Origin of the sequence: Streptomyces sp. NPDC058246 (genome assembly GCF_042881985.1) — a bacterium.
Taxonomy (GTDB): Bacteria; Actinomycetota; Actinomycetes; order Streptomycetales; family Streptomycetaceae; genus Streptomyces.
This window is the reverse complement of the sequence record NZ_JBHVWZ010000011.1, coordinates 30433-44603: the sequence shown is the minus strand read 5'-3', so window position 1 is coordinate 44603 and position 14171 is coordinate 30433. Positions and strand designations below refer to the sequence as shown.

The following is a 14171-nucleotide window of genomic DNA, read 5'->3' as shown; positions in this document are numbered from 1 at the left end:
CCGGCTTCCGGAGTGGGGTAACCTCGGCGACTCGCCCCCAGTAGTCAAATTTGAGGAATGCGTTATCGCTGTGCAGAGGATTCCCGCGGCCACTCCCGCCGAGATCTCGGAACTGGCCCGCTGTCGTGCCGTGTTCGTACCTGCCGATCCGCCGCGTTCGGGAAGCGTCGCGTTCTGGCGCCCCGAAGGCGAGTCCCCTCCCACGGTGGCGTCCGGCTCCGCGGAGGATCTGACCGTCGTGCTGCCCTCGGGCGAGGGCGTCGAGCTCGTCAGCGTGCCTGCCGTACTGATTCCCGTGCGGGCGGCTCTGCCGGTCCTCACGCGCGTGCGCGGCGCCGCGCACCCGCACCGGGCGACCGCGTTCTGGGGCGGGGCCGCCGTACTCGCCCTCCAGTTCCTCGCGCGAGGACTGCTGCTGCCGGGGCTGACGGCCGGCGACCACGACGCATGGCGTGCGGGCCCGCTGCGCGCGGAGGATCTGGAGCGGATCCGAGAGGTGGCGGCGGCGATGCCACCCGAGGCGCACGCCGTACCGGTGGACGGCGCCGCACCGCTGCTGCTTCCCGAGCCGGAGAGGCTGCTGCGCGCTTTCCTGGACGCGGTCGCCGACGCGCTGCCCCGCTCCCCCGCGGCGGCGCTCGCGGCGGGTGGTCCGACCTACGCGGCGCCCGAGCCGCAGCATGTGCCAGAGCAGCGGGCGTGGGCCACGGACGTCGCCGCGGCGCACGACAGCGACGTACGGATCTCGCTGCGCCTCGAAGTGCCGGGGCTGACGTCGGCCTTGTCGGACGAGACGCGGCCGGCGTTCCACGCGGTGCTGCAACTGCACAGCGTGAGCGATCCGGCCCTCGTCGCGGATGCCTCCGCCGTCTGGGCCGGCGCCCCCGGCTTCGGCCCGCGCGCGCGGATGGACGCCTTGCTCGCGCTGCGTCGCGCGGCGCGGGCCTGGGCCCCGCTGACTCCCCTGCTCTCGGCGGCCGTTCCGGATGCCGTCGAGCTCGCGGACGAGGACGTCACCGAGCTTCTCGGGGCAGGCGCCCGCGCGCTGGCGTTCGCCGGCGTCGACGTGCACTGGCCGAAGGAACTGGCCCGGAACTTGACGGCTCAGGCGGTCATCGGGCCGCCGGACGACGGAGCCGGCCTGGGCGAAGGCGCGTCGAACCGGGACGCCGGCCGGGGCTGGGGCGCGTCGAACCGGGAGGCCGGCCAGGGCGCGGGCGCGTCGGACGATGAGGACGGCCCGGGCAGGTTCGCCTCGGACGCGCCGTCGTTCCTGTCCGCGGACGCGCTGCTCGCCTTCAACTGGTGGTTCGCGCTGGGTGATCAGCGGCTCACCCGGCAGGAGCTGGACCAGCTGGCCGAGGCCAACCGGCCCATGGTGCGGCTGCGCGACCAGTGGGTCCTCGTCGACCCGCGGGAGGTGCGCCGCGCCCAGGCACAGCAGGATCGCAAGGTCACGCCCATCGACGCGCTGAGCGCCGCTCTGACGAGCTCCGCGGAGGTCGACGGCCGCCGGGTCGACGTACGTCCCACGGGATGGCTGGCGTCCCTGCGAGAGCGGCTGGCGGACCCGGAGGGTCAGGAGCCGGTCGGGCAGCCGGCCGCGTTGCACGCGACGCTGCGGGGCTACCAGGCGCGGGGGCTCAACTGGCTGGCCCGTATGACCTCTTTGGGGCTGGGCGGCTGTCTGGCCGACGACATGGGCCTGGGCAAGACCGTCACGCTGATCGCCCTGCATCTGCACCGGCAGACCGAAGCGTCCGCCGCCGGCCCCACCCTGGTGGTCTGTCCGGCCTCCTTGATGGGCAACTGGCAGCGCGAGATCGAGAGGTTCGCGCCCGGCACCCCCGTACGCCGTTTCCACGGTGCTCGGCGCAGCCTGGAAGGGTTGGCCGACGGCGAGATCGTGCTCACGACGTACGGCACGATGCGGCTCGACGCGGCGCGGCTCGGCGAGGTGGCGTGGGGCATGGTCGTCGCGGACGAGGCCCAGCACGTGAAGAACCCCTACTCGGCGACGGCGCGCGCACTGCGCACCATCGGCGCACGCGCGCGTGTGGCGCTCACCGGCACCCCGGTGGAGAACAACCTCTCGGAACTGTGGGCGATCCTCGACTGGACGACGCCTGGCCTGCTCGGCCCACTCGGCACCTTCCGCACCCGCTACGCGCAAGCCGTCGAGAGCGGCCAGGATCCCGCGGCGGCCGAGCGACTCGCCCGGCTCGTGCGCCCGTTCCTGCTGCGCCGCCGCAAGTCGGACCCGGGTATCGCGCCCGAGCTGCCACCGAAGACCGAGACCGACCGCGCCGTATCGCTCACCACGGAGCAGGCGGGTCTGTACGAGGCGATGGTGCGCGAGACGCTCGCGGAGATCTCCGGGGCGGACAGCATGGCCCGGCGAGGCCTGATCGTGAAGCTGCTCACCGGTCTGAAGCAGATCTGCAATCACCCGGCCCAGTTCCTCAAGGAGGACCGGCCGAAGATCCCTGGCAGGTCCGGGAAGCTGGAGTTGCTGGACGAGCTGCTCGACACCATCCTCGCGGAGGGGGCCGCCGTTCTGGTCTTCACGCAGTACGTGCGGATGGCGCGCCTCATCGAGCGGCACCTGGCCGCGCGCGGAGTGTCGACGCAGTTCCTGCACGGAGGGACGCCCGTCAACGAGCGCGACGCGATGGTGCAGCGCTTCCAGGAGGGCGAAATCCCCGTCTTCTTGTTGTCGTTGAAGGCCGCGGGCACCGGCCTGAACCTGACACGGGCCGAACATGTCGTGCACTACGACCGCTGGTGGAACCCGGCCGTCGAGGCGCAGGCCACGGACCGCGCGTACCGCATCGGACAGAGTCGGCCCGTCCAGGTGCACCGGCTCATCACGGAGGGGACCATCGAGGACCGCATCGCCGACATGCTGCGGCGCAAGCAGCGGTTGGCCGACTCCGTCCTGGGCGCCGGTGAACCGGCGTTCACAGAGCTGACGGACGCGGAACTGGCCGAGCTGGTGGAGCTGCGAGGGGGCGCACGATGACGAATCGGAACGAGGAACGTACGTTTGCCGCACTGCCGGCCCCGCCCGGGCGCGGTTTCGCGCGGACATGGTGGGGCCAGGCCTGGTTGCGGGCCCTGGAAGACGCGGCGTTGGACTCGGAGCAGGTGAAGACCGGCCGCAGACTCGCGCGCGGCGGAGCGGTCGGCGCGGTGTCGGTGCGCCCTGGGCGCATCACCGCGGTGGTCCAGGACCGGGACGGCACCGCGCACCGCGCGGACGTCCTGCTTCAGGAGCTGTCCGAGGTGCAGTGGGACCGCTTTCTGGCCATGGCGGTCGAGCGCGCCGGGCACATCGCGGCGCTGCTCGAGCGCGACATGCCACCCCATCTGGTCGAGGACGCAGCGGCCGCCGGAGTCGAACTCCTTCCGGGACTCGGCGATCTGGAGCCCGCGTGCGCCTGCGGCGCCTGGGACCACTGCGGGCACACCGCCGCGCTGTGCTACCAGACGGCCCGCCTGCTGGACCAGGACCCGTTCGTCCTGCTGCTGATGCGAGGGCGCGGCGAACGCCCGCTGCTGGACGAGCTCCAGGAACGCAGCAGCGCACCCATGGGACAGCCGGACACGCCCGATGCCCACAGGGACGGCGTGGACGCCGCCGAGGCGTACAGGGCCGGGGCCGTCCTGCCGCCGCTGCCGGCGCCTCCGGAGCTGCCCGAGGCGCCCGGGCGGCCGCCTTCCCTGGACACCGAGGTCACGCCGGCGCCGGGCGTCGACCCGGCCGCCGTGGAGTTCCTCGCCGGCGCGGCCGCGGGCGAGGCGTACCGGCTGCTCGTCCAGGCGCTCGGTTCAGGACACGGACAGCACGCGGACGAGGCGGAGTTGACGCTTGCCCAGGACGCGGTTCGGCTGGCCGCGAGCAGCCCGGACCAGTGGGTCTCCGGGCGGCTCGCCGAGGGTTCGGGCCGGGATCCCGAGGGGCTGCAACTCGCCGTACGCGCCTGGCGTTACGGGGGCGTGGCCGCACTGTCGGTCCTGGACGACGAGTGGGCCGTGGGGACGGAGTCGCTGGCACGCGCGCGTGCCGCGCTGGAGTCCGCCTGGGACGAGGACGAGCGACCACGGCTGCGCGCGACACGCAACCGCTGGACGGTGGTCGGCTCGTCCGCTCAGCTGCGTCTCGGGAGCGACGGCCGGTGGTGGCCGTATCGCAAGGAGCGGGGCCGATGGGCCCCCGCGGGGCCGGCGGCCATGGATCCGGCAACGGCTCTGGCCATGACGGACGGAGACCCGATGAGTGGTTGACGACCGGCGTTCACCTCCAGGTCGCACGCTGTTCGAAGAGAGGGCCAACTCTGGCCGCTGTCACCGTACTTGTGTCCCAGGAGGCCCGATGTCCCCGCATGCCGTCGGCCGGCGCCGTGTCCACCGATCCGTCGCCGCGGGCGTGCCGCTCGCCGTGCTGGCCGCCTTCGCGCTGGCCGGCACGGCCGGCGCGACGGACAACCCTTCGCCCGAGGTGACGCGTACCGCGACGCTCGGCGACATACCGCTGGGCGCGTTCAGCAACGCGCTGCTGCCCGGCACGGTGAGCGACGACCGCGGCGTGGACCTAGGCGGAATCGGCAGTGACATCTACCCCGCCGGACGCCAGGGCGAGTTCTGGACGGTCACCGACCGGGGGCCCAACGGCCAGATCAAGGTCGACGGCACGAAGCGCCGGACGTTCCCGGTACCGGGCTTCGACCCGGCGATCGTGAAGATCCGGGTCTCCGGAGACACCGTGCAAGTGCTCGACGCCATCCCGATCACCACGTCCTCGGGGAAGCCCGTCACCGGGCTCCCCAACCAGGCGGGGCGCGACGAAGCGCCGTACTCCTACGACGCGCGGAGCCCTTTCTCGTACAACGCGAACGGTCTGGACACCGAGGGCATCGTGCGGGCGGAGGATGGTTCCTTCTGGCTCGTCGACGAGTACGGCCCCTCGCTGATCCATGTCTCCGCGCGCGGGAAGGTGCTCACGCGGTATGTGCCCCAGGGGCTGAATCTGACGGGCACGGACTACCCGGTGGTCGAGGCGCTGCCCGCCGTCCTGCTCCACCGGAAGATCAACCGTGGCTTCGAAGGGCTCGCCCAACTCCCGGGCGGCGACCTGGTGATGGCCCTGCAGAGCCCGCTGTCACTGCCGGACGGCGACGCCGGAGACGCCTCGCGTACCACGCGGCTGCTGCGCTTCTCGCCCAAGAAGCGGGCCGTGACCGCCGAGTACGCCTACCGCTTCGACCCGGTGAACGTGGTCGACCCGGGTGAGGACGACACGTCCCAGCTGAAGATCTCATCCGTGGTGGCCGTCGGCCGCGATCGGCTGCTTGTCGAGGAGCGCACCGACAAGGCGGCACGCCTGCAGTCGGTCGAGCTCACGCGTCGCGCGGACATCCTCGGCGACGTGTGGGACACCGACACGACGTCGCCTTCCCTGGAGCAGCTCGACGACCCCGCGGCGGCCGGGGTTCCCGTGCTGGGCAAGCGCCTGGTCGTGGACCTGGGCACCGTTGAAGGGGTACCCGGCAAGGTCGAGGGCATCGCGCGCGTGAACCACGACACACTCGCTCTCATCAACGACAACGACTTCGGGATGACGGACGGGGCAGGCGCGTTCGACGCGCAGGGGCGGTTGGTGGACAGCGGAATCGAGACGACGGTGACGTACGTGCGACTGCCGCGCGGGATCTGACTTCGGGACGGTGCGGCCTCTGACCTCGGGGAGTGGGGTCCCGGACCGGCCTGACCTCGGGGAGTGGGGTCCCGGACCGGCCTGACCTCGGGAGCGGTTTTCTTACGGCACGCGCGCGTGCGCGGTGAAGACGGGCCACGCGCGTGTGCCGCTCACGTCAGAGGCTTGGTCAGCTTGTGGGTTCCCTTGCCGACGTCCGCCGCCAGGCTGCAGGCGACGTTGTCGATGCCTATCTTGTAGCCGCTCGCGTCCGGGTACTGCACGAGGGTGCCCCGCACGGTGCCCGCGCGCTGCTTGGCCGCCTTGCGTTGCAGCGTCGACTCGCACAGCGCGGACGCGGCCTTCTTGAGGGCGGCGTCGGTCGTGTAACTGCCTTTGAGCTCGGCCATCTTGACGACTTCGGCGTCATGCGGCTTGGTGCAGGAGCGTTTGGCGGCCTGCCCGGGCAACCCCTCGCTCGTGTCGAAACAGTCACCCTTCTTCAACATGTAGTACGGGACTTCGTCGTTCGCGAGGGTCGGGAAGAGCGACTGGAGGTCGCTCGGGACCACGCCGCTTGGTATGTCCGAGGGCAACGACGGCACGACGCTGGGCACTTCCGACGGCAGCGACGGTAGTTCGGAGGGGATGCTCAGCGAAGGGATGGGCGTGCGGGACGTGCTCCCACTGCTCCCGTCGGGTGACTTCTTGTCCTGCTTGCCGTTTCCGCTGGTGGCCGCGACGGCCACGACGGCGATGACTCCCACGGCCACGATCACGGCGAGCACGAGGAACAGGGTGCCGCGTCGCCGTCCTCCGCCGGGGCCTCCAGGGCCACCGGGCGGTCCGGAAGGCGGCGGATCCCAGCCCCCGCCCCCGCCCTGCCCAGGAGGCCGACCACCGCCCTGCGACGGTGGCCCGTATCCGTCAGGCGGCGGACCATAGCCGCCGGGCGGAGGTCCGTAGCCGCCGGGCGAAGGCCCGTAGCCACCCGAGGGTGCTCCGTAGCCCCCGGACGGAGGGCCGAAACCACCCCCCTCGGGTGGCGGCGTGTCTCCCGGCGGCCGAGGGGGCTGGGGCGGTACGGGCGGCATGGCCATACCGTCAAGAGTCGCCTCGAACCGGTCATGGCGCGACCCCTGCGCGGAAGTTGATACGGACTCATGCCATGGATCGCATGATTCCGGAGCATTCCGCGCGGGGGATCCACAGCGATCCGCCGAAGGCTCAGGACCAGGACGACCGGCCCCGCCCGAAGGCGGGCCCGAGCCCCCGAGGTGACCGCGGTCAGCCCCGCGCGCCCAGCAGGTGGTCCATCGCCAGCTGGTCCAGACGCTCGAAGGCCATCCCGCGCGCGGCGACCGCCTCCACGTCGAAGTCCTCGAAGGCCGCGCGGTCGGCGAGCAGCGCCTTGAGGCCGTCCCCCGCGGTGGGCTGCGCCAGCTCGTCCAGGCGCGAGGCACGCAGCGCGTCCTGGACCTCCGGGTCGGCGCGGAAGGCCGCGGAACGCTCGCGCAGGATCAGGTAGTTGCGCATGCAGCCGGCCGCCGACGCCCACACGCCGTCGAAGTCCTCGGTCCGTGGCGGCTTGAAGTCGAAGTGCTTGGGGCCCGCGTAACCGGCGCTCTCCAGGAGGTCGACGAGCCAGAACGCGGAGCGCAGATCGCCCGCTCCGAAGCGCAGGTCCTGGTCGTACTTGATGCCGGACTGGCCATTGAGGTCGATGTGGAAGAGCTTGCCCGCCCACAGTGCCTGCGCGATGCCGTGCGGGAAGTTCAGCCCGGCCATCTGCTCGTGGCCCACCTCGGGGTTGACGCCGTACAGCTCCGGGCGCTCCAGTCGCTCGATGAACGCGAGCGCGTGGCCGACGGTGGGCAGCAGGATGTCGCCGCGCGGCTCGTTGGGCTTGGGCTCGATCGCGAACTTCAGGTCGTACCCCTGGGAGGTCACGTACTCGCCCAGGAGGTCGAAGGCCTCCTTCATACGGTCGAGTGCGACGCGTACGTCCTTGGCGGCGCCGGACTCGGCTCCCTCCCGGCCGCCCCAGGCGACGTACGTCTGGGCGCCCAGCTCGACCGCCAGGTCGACGTTGCGGATCGTCTTGCGCAGCGCGTAGCGGCGTACGTCACGGTCGTTCGCGGTGAACGCGCCGTCCTTGAAGACGGGGTGCGTGAACAGGTTGGTGGTGGCCATCGGCACCTTCAGACCCGTCGCGTCCAGGGCCTGCCGGAACCGCTTGATGTGCGACTCGCGCTCGCTGTCCGAGGACCCGAAGGGGATCAGGTCGTCGTCGTGAAAGGTCACTCCGTAGGCGCCGAGCTCGGCGAGACGCTGCACCGACTCGACCGGGTCCAGGGCGCGCCGGGTGGCGTCGCCGAACGGATCCCTTCCCTGCCAGCCGACGGTCCACAGGCCGAAGGTGAACCTGTCGTCGGGGGTGGGCTGGTAGTTCATGCCGCGGCTCCTCGCTAGCTCCGACTATTTCGTCATGGCGATTAACAAATTAGTATGCGAACGCATCTCTGGGAAGAGACGAAGGGTGAAACCGGGCCGTGGCGGTCCGGGGAGCCCCCAACCAGGACAGATCCCGCGGAGCCGCGGAAGAGGGAGAGCCCGATGTCAGCAGCCGAGGGTCCACTCGTCGTCGGGGTGGACTCGTCCACCCAGTCCACCAAGGTGCTGGTCGTCGACGCGTCGACCGGACAGGTGGTGGCGAGCGGGCAGGCGCCGCACACCGTCTCCACGGGTGCGGGCCGGGAGAGTGATCCGCGGCAGTGGTGGGACGCGCTCCGCGAGGCGCTGCACCAGTGCGGCGACGCGGCCCACGAGGCCGCGGCGGTGTCGATCGGCGGCCAGCAGCACGGGCTCGTCACGCTGGACGCCCAGGGCGATCCCGTACGCCCGGCCCTGCTGTGGAACGACGTGCGCTCGGCGCCGCAGGCGCGTCGGCTCGTCGAGGAACTCGGCGGCCCGAAGGCCTGGGCCGAACGCACCGGCAGTGTGCCGGGGCCGTCCTTCACGGTCACGAAATGGGCCTGGCTGGCCGAGAACGAACCGGATGCCGTCCGTGCGACCACGGCCGTACGTCTGCCCCACGACTACCTCACCGAACTCCTCACCGGCCAGGGCACGACCGACCACGGGGATGTCTCCGGTACGGGATGGTGGGCGTCCGGTACCGAGACGTACGACGAAGAGGTCCTCGCGCACGTCGGCCTCGACCCCACCCTGCTCCCCCGCGTCGTCCGGCCCGGTGAGGTGGCCGGAACCGTCCACGCCCGTGGTGAGCTGCCGTTCTCCAGGGGCACGCTGGTCGCGGCGGGCACCGGCGACAACGCGGCCGCCGCTCTCGGGCTCGGGCTTCGCCCCGGCACGGCGGTACTCAGCCTCGGCACCTCCGGCACGGTGTACGCCGTCTCGACGCGGCGCCCTGCCGACCCGACCGGGACCGTGGCGGGCTTCGCCGACGCGCGCGGTGACTGGCTTCCGTTGGCCTGCACCCTGAACTGCACCCTCGCCGTCGACCGCGTCGCCGCGCTGCTGGGCCTCGACCGCGAGGCCGTCGAGCCGGGCAGGGGCGTGACACTGCTCCCCTACCTCGACGGTGAGCGCACACCCAACCTGCCGCACGCCTCGGGGCTGCTGCACGGACTGCGGCACGACACGACGGGCGGACAGCTCCTGCAGGCGGCGTACGACGGCGCGGTCCACTCGCTCCTGGGCGCCCTCGACCTGGTGCTGGACGCGGACGCCGACCGCTCCGCTCCCCTGCTCCTGATCGGTGGCGGTGCGCGAGGAACGGCCTGGCAGCAGACGGTACGACGGCTGTCCGGTCGGCCGGTTCAGGTGCCGGAGGCCAAGGAACTGGTCGCGCTCGGGGCCGCCGCGCAGGCGGCGGGCCTGCTCACCGGCGAGGACCCGGCCGCGGTCGCCCGCCGCTGGAACACCGCCCACGGGCCCGTGCTGGACGCCGTGGACCGGGACGACGAGACGCTGGCGAGGATCGCCGGGGTACTCTCCGACGCGGCGCCGCTGCTGGAGCGGGGGGTGGACCGGAACTGACCAGGCACGGACGAGGAGCGGCACCCCGAGGGGCCTGGCCACACGAGGATCGCCCCGGTCCTCGCGGGGACCGGCGCAGACGTCGACCGCCTCGCCGGAACCGGCAATCGCAAGATCCCCCAAAGGACCGGCGCTGACGAGCGGCCGCCCCCGAGGAACCGCCGAACGAGGATTGGCCGAACAGGGATTGGCCGAACGAGGATTGATGGAGGCATGACCGCACCACTGCACGAGGCCCACCCGACCGGTTCCGGCCGGCGGCTGCCCGACACCCAGCAGGGCATGCGCCGCCGCAACCTTTCGCGGGTCATGCACACCGTCAGCGCTCAGGGACCCCTGTCGCGTGCCGCCGTCGCCTCGCGCATCGGCTTGACGCGAGCGGCCGTCTCCACGCTGGTGGACGAGCTGATCCGCGCCGGGCTCCTCGAGGAGCTGGGCCCCGAGCGGCCCGGACGGGTGGGGCGTCCCGGCTCGGCCCTCGCCGTCAGCGGGCACGGTCCCGCCGGGATCGGCGCCGAGGTCGGCGTCGACCATCTCGCGGTGTGCGCGGTCGATCTGCGCGGTGAGGTGCGGGCCCGGGTCGTGCGGCACGGCACGAATCGTGGCCGGCCGCCCGAGCCGGTGATCCAGGAGCTGACGACCCTGGTACGTCAGGTCGTCGCCGCGGCGGAGCGGGAGGGGCTGTGGCCCGCGGGCCTCGCGGTGGCCGTACCCGGCCTGGTGGCGCGCGATGCCCGCACCGTGGTGCGCGCGCCCAACCTCGACTGGCACGACACGGACCTCGGCGCGCTACTGCCCGGAGAGCTGCCGCTGACCGTGGACAACGAGGCCAACTTCGGCGGTCTCGCGGAACTCTGGCTCGGCGAGGCGACTCCGCGGGACTTTCTGCATGTGTCGGCGGAGATCGGCATCGGGGCGGCGATACTCGTGGACGGGCGGCTGCTGCGTGGCACGCGCGGCTTCGCGGGCGAGTTGGGGCATGTGCCGGTACGTCCGGAGGGCCCGCCGTGCCCCTGCGGTGGACGCGGGTGCCTCGAACAGTACGCGGGAGAGGAAGCCGTCCTGCGCGCGGCCGGTCTGGGGCCGGGCGAGGACCGGGTCGGGCTGTTGGCGGAGCGCGCCACCCAGGGTGACGCGGCGGTACGGCGTGCGCTGCGCGGAGCCGGAACGGCGCTCGGCATCGCGCTGACCGGGGCGGTCAATCTGCTGGACCCGGAGACAGTCGTGCTGGGGGGAGCGCTGTCCGGCCTCGCGCCGTGGCTGCTGCCTGCGCTGGAAGCCGAGTTGGCGGGGCGTACGGCGGGTCCCGCCTGCGCCGTGACGGTCTCGCGGCTGGGACCCGAGGGTCCGCTGCTGGGCGCGGCGCACTCGGTGGTGCGGGCCGTGCTCGACGATCCGGCGGGGGTCACGGGGGCAGGGCGGAGGTAGCGAGGGCGGGGCGAGGCGGGTGTCGCGGAGGCGAGGCGGGTGTCGCGGAGGGTAGCGGGGGTGCGGGGCGATGCGGAGGGTAGCGGGCGGCCGTTGCTGGCGGGGGCGCGCGCCGCCGGTAGTGGGTAGACACCGAAATTGGTGGTCTGCGGACACCGAGCGAGGCGTCCCGCGGGGCACCCAGTTCCCTCTTGGGAGTGGCCGAGTTGTCCACAGGCCGGGACTTGTCCACCGACTCACGCCCCGCTCTTCCTGCCCAACCGGCAAGCGCCGTACCGTAATTCACGCGAGGCGCAGCCGTCGGGCCGATGGCTGCGTGTCCAGTGCATCGGGGGGTTCACATGTCGGGGGAGACGGTTCCAGGGCTGCGGCGCGAGGCCATCGGACTGCGCGAGGTCCTGTTCCAGAGCATCACGGCCATGGCGCCGGCCGCCGCGGTCGCCGCGTCCATTCCCTCGGGCGCGGCCTTCGCGGGCGGCAGTCTGCCGTTGTCCGTACTCATTGCCTTGGTGGCATGTCTGTTCACCGCGTCGTGCGTGGCCGAGCTGGCACGCCAGTTGCCCGCCGCCGGCTCGGTGGCCACGTACGCGGCCCAGGGGCTGCATCCGGCCGTCGGATTCCTCGTGGGCTGGGGCTATGTGTTCGTCGAGGCGCTCGTCCCGCCGCTGCTGCTCCTGCAGCTCGGGTTCACCACGGCGGGCACGCTCCATCAGGAGTGGTCCTCGTATCCGGACGACCTGTGGTGGCCCTGGTCGCTCGCGGGCGCCGCGGTCATCGCGGTGGCGGGCTACTTCGGAGTGCGCGCCTCGGCCCGCTTCGGAACCGTCCTCGGCGTGTTCGAGGTCCTGGTCTTCGTCGTCTTCGCGGTCTGGCTGATCATCAAGGCCGGCGGTGACAACACCCTGTCGGTGTTCGGTACTTCGCACACGGCCGAGGGACACGACGGCATCAGCGGCGTGTTCGCGGGCTCGGTGTACACGGTGCTGGCCTTCGCCGGTTTCGAGGCAGCGGCCCCCCTTGCGGAGGAGACGAAGGACCCCCGCCGCACGATGCATCGAGCGGTCCTCGGCGCGGCGCTCTCGATCGGACTCGTGTACGTCCTGACGACCTACGCGATGGCCGTGTTCTACGGCCCCGACCGCTTCGCCGGGTTCGGAGCCTCCGGCGCCGCCTCGTGGGAAGGCGTGGCCCGCGCGTCGTTCGGGCTGTTCTGGGTGCTGGTGTTCCTCGCCGTGATCAACTCGACGATCGCCAACGCCAACGCGTGCGCCAACGTCTCCACTCGAACCGCCTTCGCCCTGGGCCGGATCCGGGTGTTCCCGCAGCTCTTCGCACGTCTGCATCCCAAGCACCGCTCCCCCGTCACCGGGGTCGCCGTGCAGTGCGGCGTGGCACTCGCCGCCATGCTGGGCCTTGGCTTCTCGTACGACCCCGTGACCGCGTTTCTCCTGCTCGCTACGGTGATCGTCACGGTCGTGACCGGTGTGTACATCGTGGTGAACCTCGCCTGTGCGGGCTACTTCCTGCGCCGCAGGCGGGATTTGTTCCAACCGGTGCGGCATCTGGTGTTCCCGCTGCTCGGCATCGTGGCCTTCGTCCCCGCGCTACTGACCGCCGCGGGCCTGCCTGTCTTCGACTTCGTCTCCGAGCTGACCGCGCCCGTGTCGTACGCGGGACCGATCGTCGGAGTCTGGATGACGGCAGGGGTTGTCGTACTGCTCGTTCTGCTGCGCCGCCACCCCGGGCGCATAGCCGAGACCGCCCGCGTCCACCTTGACGAGACCTCACCCACCGACCTTCGGCAGAGCGGAGCTGTGCAGTCATGAGCGACCCCCGGATCCTGACCGTACGACCCGAACCGGGCGAGTACGCATGGACGTTCGGCGGCGCGCCGCCCGTGGCCCGTATCGCACCGGGCACGGTCCTCGATCTCTACACCGAGGACTGCTTCGCCGGGCGGGTGCGCTCCGAGAAGGACTTGGTGTCCGAGGTGTGCGAATTCCCGTTCCTCAACCCGCAGACGGGACCCTTCCACGTGGAGGGGGCGGAGCCGGGTGACACGGTCGCGGTCCACTTCGTGTCGATCGAACCCGCCCGTGACTGGGCGGCGTCGACGACAGTCCCGCTCTTCGGTGCGCTCACCTCCACGCACACCACGGCCACGCTCCAGCCGCCGCTGCCGGAAACGGTGTGGATCTGGCAGCTCGACCGAGAGCGGCGCACAGCGCTGTTCAGCGCCCGTGACAGTGACATCCGGATCGAGCTGCCAATGGATCCGATGCACGGAACGGTCGGTGTGGCGCCCGCCAATCTGGAGGTGCGCTCCGCGCTGGTCCCCGACGCGCACGGCGGAAACATGGACACTCCGGAGATGCGGGAGGGCGTGACCTGTTACCTCGGAGTGAACGTCGAGGGCGCCCTGTTGAGCCTCGGTGACGGCCACGCCCGGCAGGGAGAGGGCGAGACCTGCGGAGTCGCCGTCGAGTGCGCGATGAACACGGTGGTGATCGTCGAGCTCCTCAAGGGAGTGGCCACGCCCTGGCCGCGGATCGAGTCCGACACGCACATCATCTCGACGGGCTCGGCACGCCCCTTGGAGGACGCGTTCCGGATATCCCAACTCGACCTGGTCCAGTGGCTGGTGCGTGACTACGGGTTCAGCGAGCTGGACGCGTACCAGTTCGCCACCCAGGCGGTGGAGTCGCCGCTCGCCAACGTCTGCGACACCAACTACACCTGCGTCGCCAAGATCCGGAAGGAATGGCTGCCCACACGGGAGACGCACCGCGGGCTGCACGCGCGGCTGCGCGAGACGGCCCTGGGACTCCGACACTGAGCACACGACGATTCCGCCCCCGACCACCGCCACCGAGGGCCCACGCGACGGACCACCGCCAAGATCGCGCCGGCTGACGTCGTCGGTGACGTCGAAGAATCACATTCCCCCCACCGCCGACACCCGCTCCCTGGCCCAAGCGCCACACGA

9 protein-coding genes are annotated in these 14171 nt (G+C 71.8%); 7 read left to right on the top strand and 2 right to left on the bottom strand.

The annotated features are described in order from the left end of the window. Nucleotides 1–70 precede the first annotated feature (70 nt). The 3 genes from ACFVXA_RS18285 (at nt 71) to ACFVXA_RS18275 (ending at nt 5716) form a co-directional block, all read left to right on the top strand. Nucleotides 71–3022, top strand: coding sequence for a DEAD/DEAH box helicase (locus ACFVXA_RS18285; RefSeq protein WP_390025599.1), 2952 nt, complete (start codon nt 71–73; stop codon nt 3020–3022). Beyond that, complete coding sequence (locus ACFVXA_RS18280) at nt 3019–4287, top strand: SWF or SNF family helicase (RefSeq protein WP_389933840.1); 1269 nt, start codon at nt 3019–3021, stop codon at nt 4285–4287. The genes ACFVXA_RS18285 and ACFVXA_RS18280 overlap by 4 nt, the downstream gene beginning before the upstream one ends. A gap of 88 nt (nt 4288–4375) precedes the next feature. Next, a complete protein-coding gene (locus ACFVXA_RS18275) occupies nt 4376–5716 on the top strand; it encodes an esterase-like activity of phytase family protein (RefSeq protein WP_383904903.1) in 1341 nt (446 codons plus the stop codon). 152 nt (nt 5717–5868) lie between these two features. On the opposite strand, the gene ACFVXA_RS18270 is transcribed toward ACFVXA_RS18275, so the two are convergent. Next, complete coding sequence (locus tag ACFVXA_RS18270; RefSeq protein WP_362015173.1) at nt 5869–6483, bottom strand: hypothetical protein; 615 nt, start codon at nt 6481–6483, stop codon at nt 5869–5871. 499 nt (nt 6484–6982) lie between these two features. Then, nucleotides 6983–8149 carry a xylose isomerase gene (gene xylA / locus ACFVXA_RS18265; RefSeq protein ID WP_390025596.1) on the bottom strand — a complete coding sequence of 389 codons (1167 nt, stop codon included), beginning with the start codon at nt 8147–8149 and terminating at the stop codon, nt 6983–6985. 162 nt (nt 8150–8311) lie between these two features. Here xylA and xylB point away from each other — a divergent pair, with 162 nt between their 5' ends. The 4 genes from xylB (at nt 8312) to ACFVXA_RS18245 (ending at nt 14021) form a co-directional block, all read left to right on the top strand. Continuing rightward, entirely contained in the window at nt 8312–9757 is a 1446-nt protein-coding gene (gene xylB / locus ACFVXA_RS18260; RefSeq protein ID WP_390025594.1) for a xylulokinase, read from the top strand. Between the two features lie 213 nt (nt 9758–9970). Then, on the top strand, nt 9971–11185 hold the full coding sequence (locus ACFVXA_RS18255) for an ROK family protein (protein WP_390025592.1): 1215 nt from the start codon (nt 9971–9973) through the stop codon (nt 11183–11185). A 341-nt stretch (nt 11186–11526) separates the two neighbouring features. Beyond that, nucleotides 11527–13011 (top strand): APC family permease, encoded by a 1485-nt coding sequence (locus ACFVXA_RS18250; RefSeq protein WP_383904911.1) that lies wholly within the window; start codon nt 11527–11529, stop codon nt 13009–13011. Beyond that, nucleotides 13008–14021 (top strand): acetamidase/formamidase family protein, encoded by a 1014-nt coding sequence (locus ACFVXA_RS18245; protein WP_362015160.1) that lies wholly within the window; start codon nt 13008–13010, stop codon nt 14019–14021. The genes ACFVXA_RS18250 and ACFVXA_RS18245 overlap by 4 nt, the downstream gene beginning before the upstream one ends. The last annotated feature ends 150 nt before the right edge of the window (nt 14022–14171 follow it).

What these genes read in the sequence shown, in the direction of transcription:
- ACFVXA_RS18245 (WP_362015160.1), top strand. Translation starts at nt 13,008, where the DNA reads ATGAGCGACCCCCGGATCCTGACCGTACGACCCGAACCGGGCGAGTAC.
- ACFVXA_RS18255 (WP_390025592.1), top strand. Translation starts at nt 9,971, where the DNA reads ATGACCGCACCACTGCACGAGGCCCACCCGACCGGTTCCGGCCGGCGG.
- xylB (WP_390025594.1), top strand. Translation starts at nt 8,312, where the DNA reads ATGTCAGCAGCCGAGGGTCCACTCGTCGTCGGGGTGGACTCGTCCACC.
- ACFVXA_RS18280 (WP_389933840.1), top strand. Translation starts at nt 3,019, where the DNA reads ATGACGAATCGGAACGAGGAACGTACGTTTGCCGCACTGCCGGCCCCG.
- ACFVXA_RS18250 (WP_383904911.1), top strand. Translation starts at nt 11,527, where the DNA reads ATGTCGGGGGAGACGGTTCCAGGGCTGCGGCGCGAGGCCATCGGACTG.
- ACFVXA_RS18275 (WP_383904903.1), top strand. Translation starts at nt 4,376, where the DNA reads ATGTCCCCGCATGCCGTCGGCCGGCGCCGTGTCCACCGATCCGTCGCC.
- xylA (WP_390025596.1), bottom strand. Translation starts at nt 8,149, where the DNA reads ATGAACTACCAGCCCACCCCCGACGACAGGTTCACCTTCGGCCTGTGG.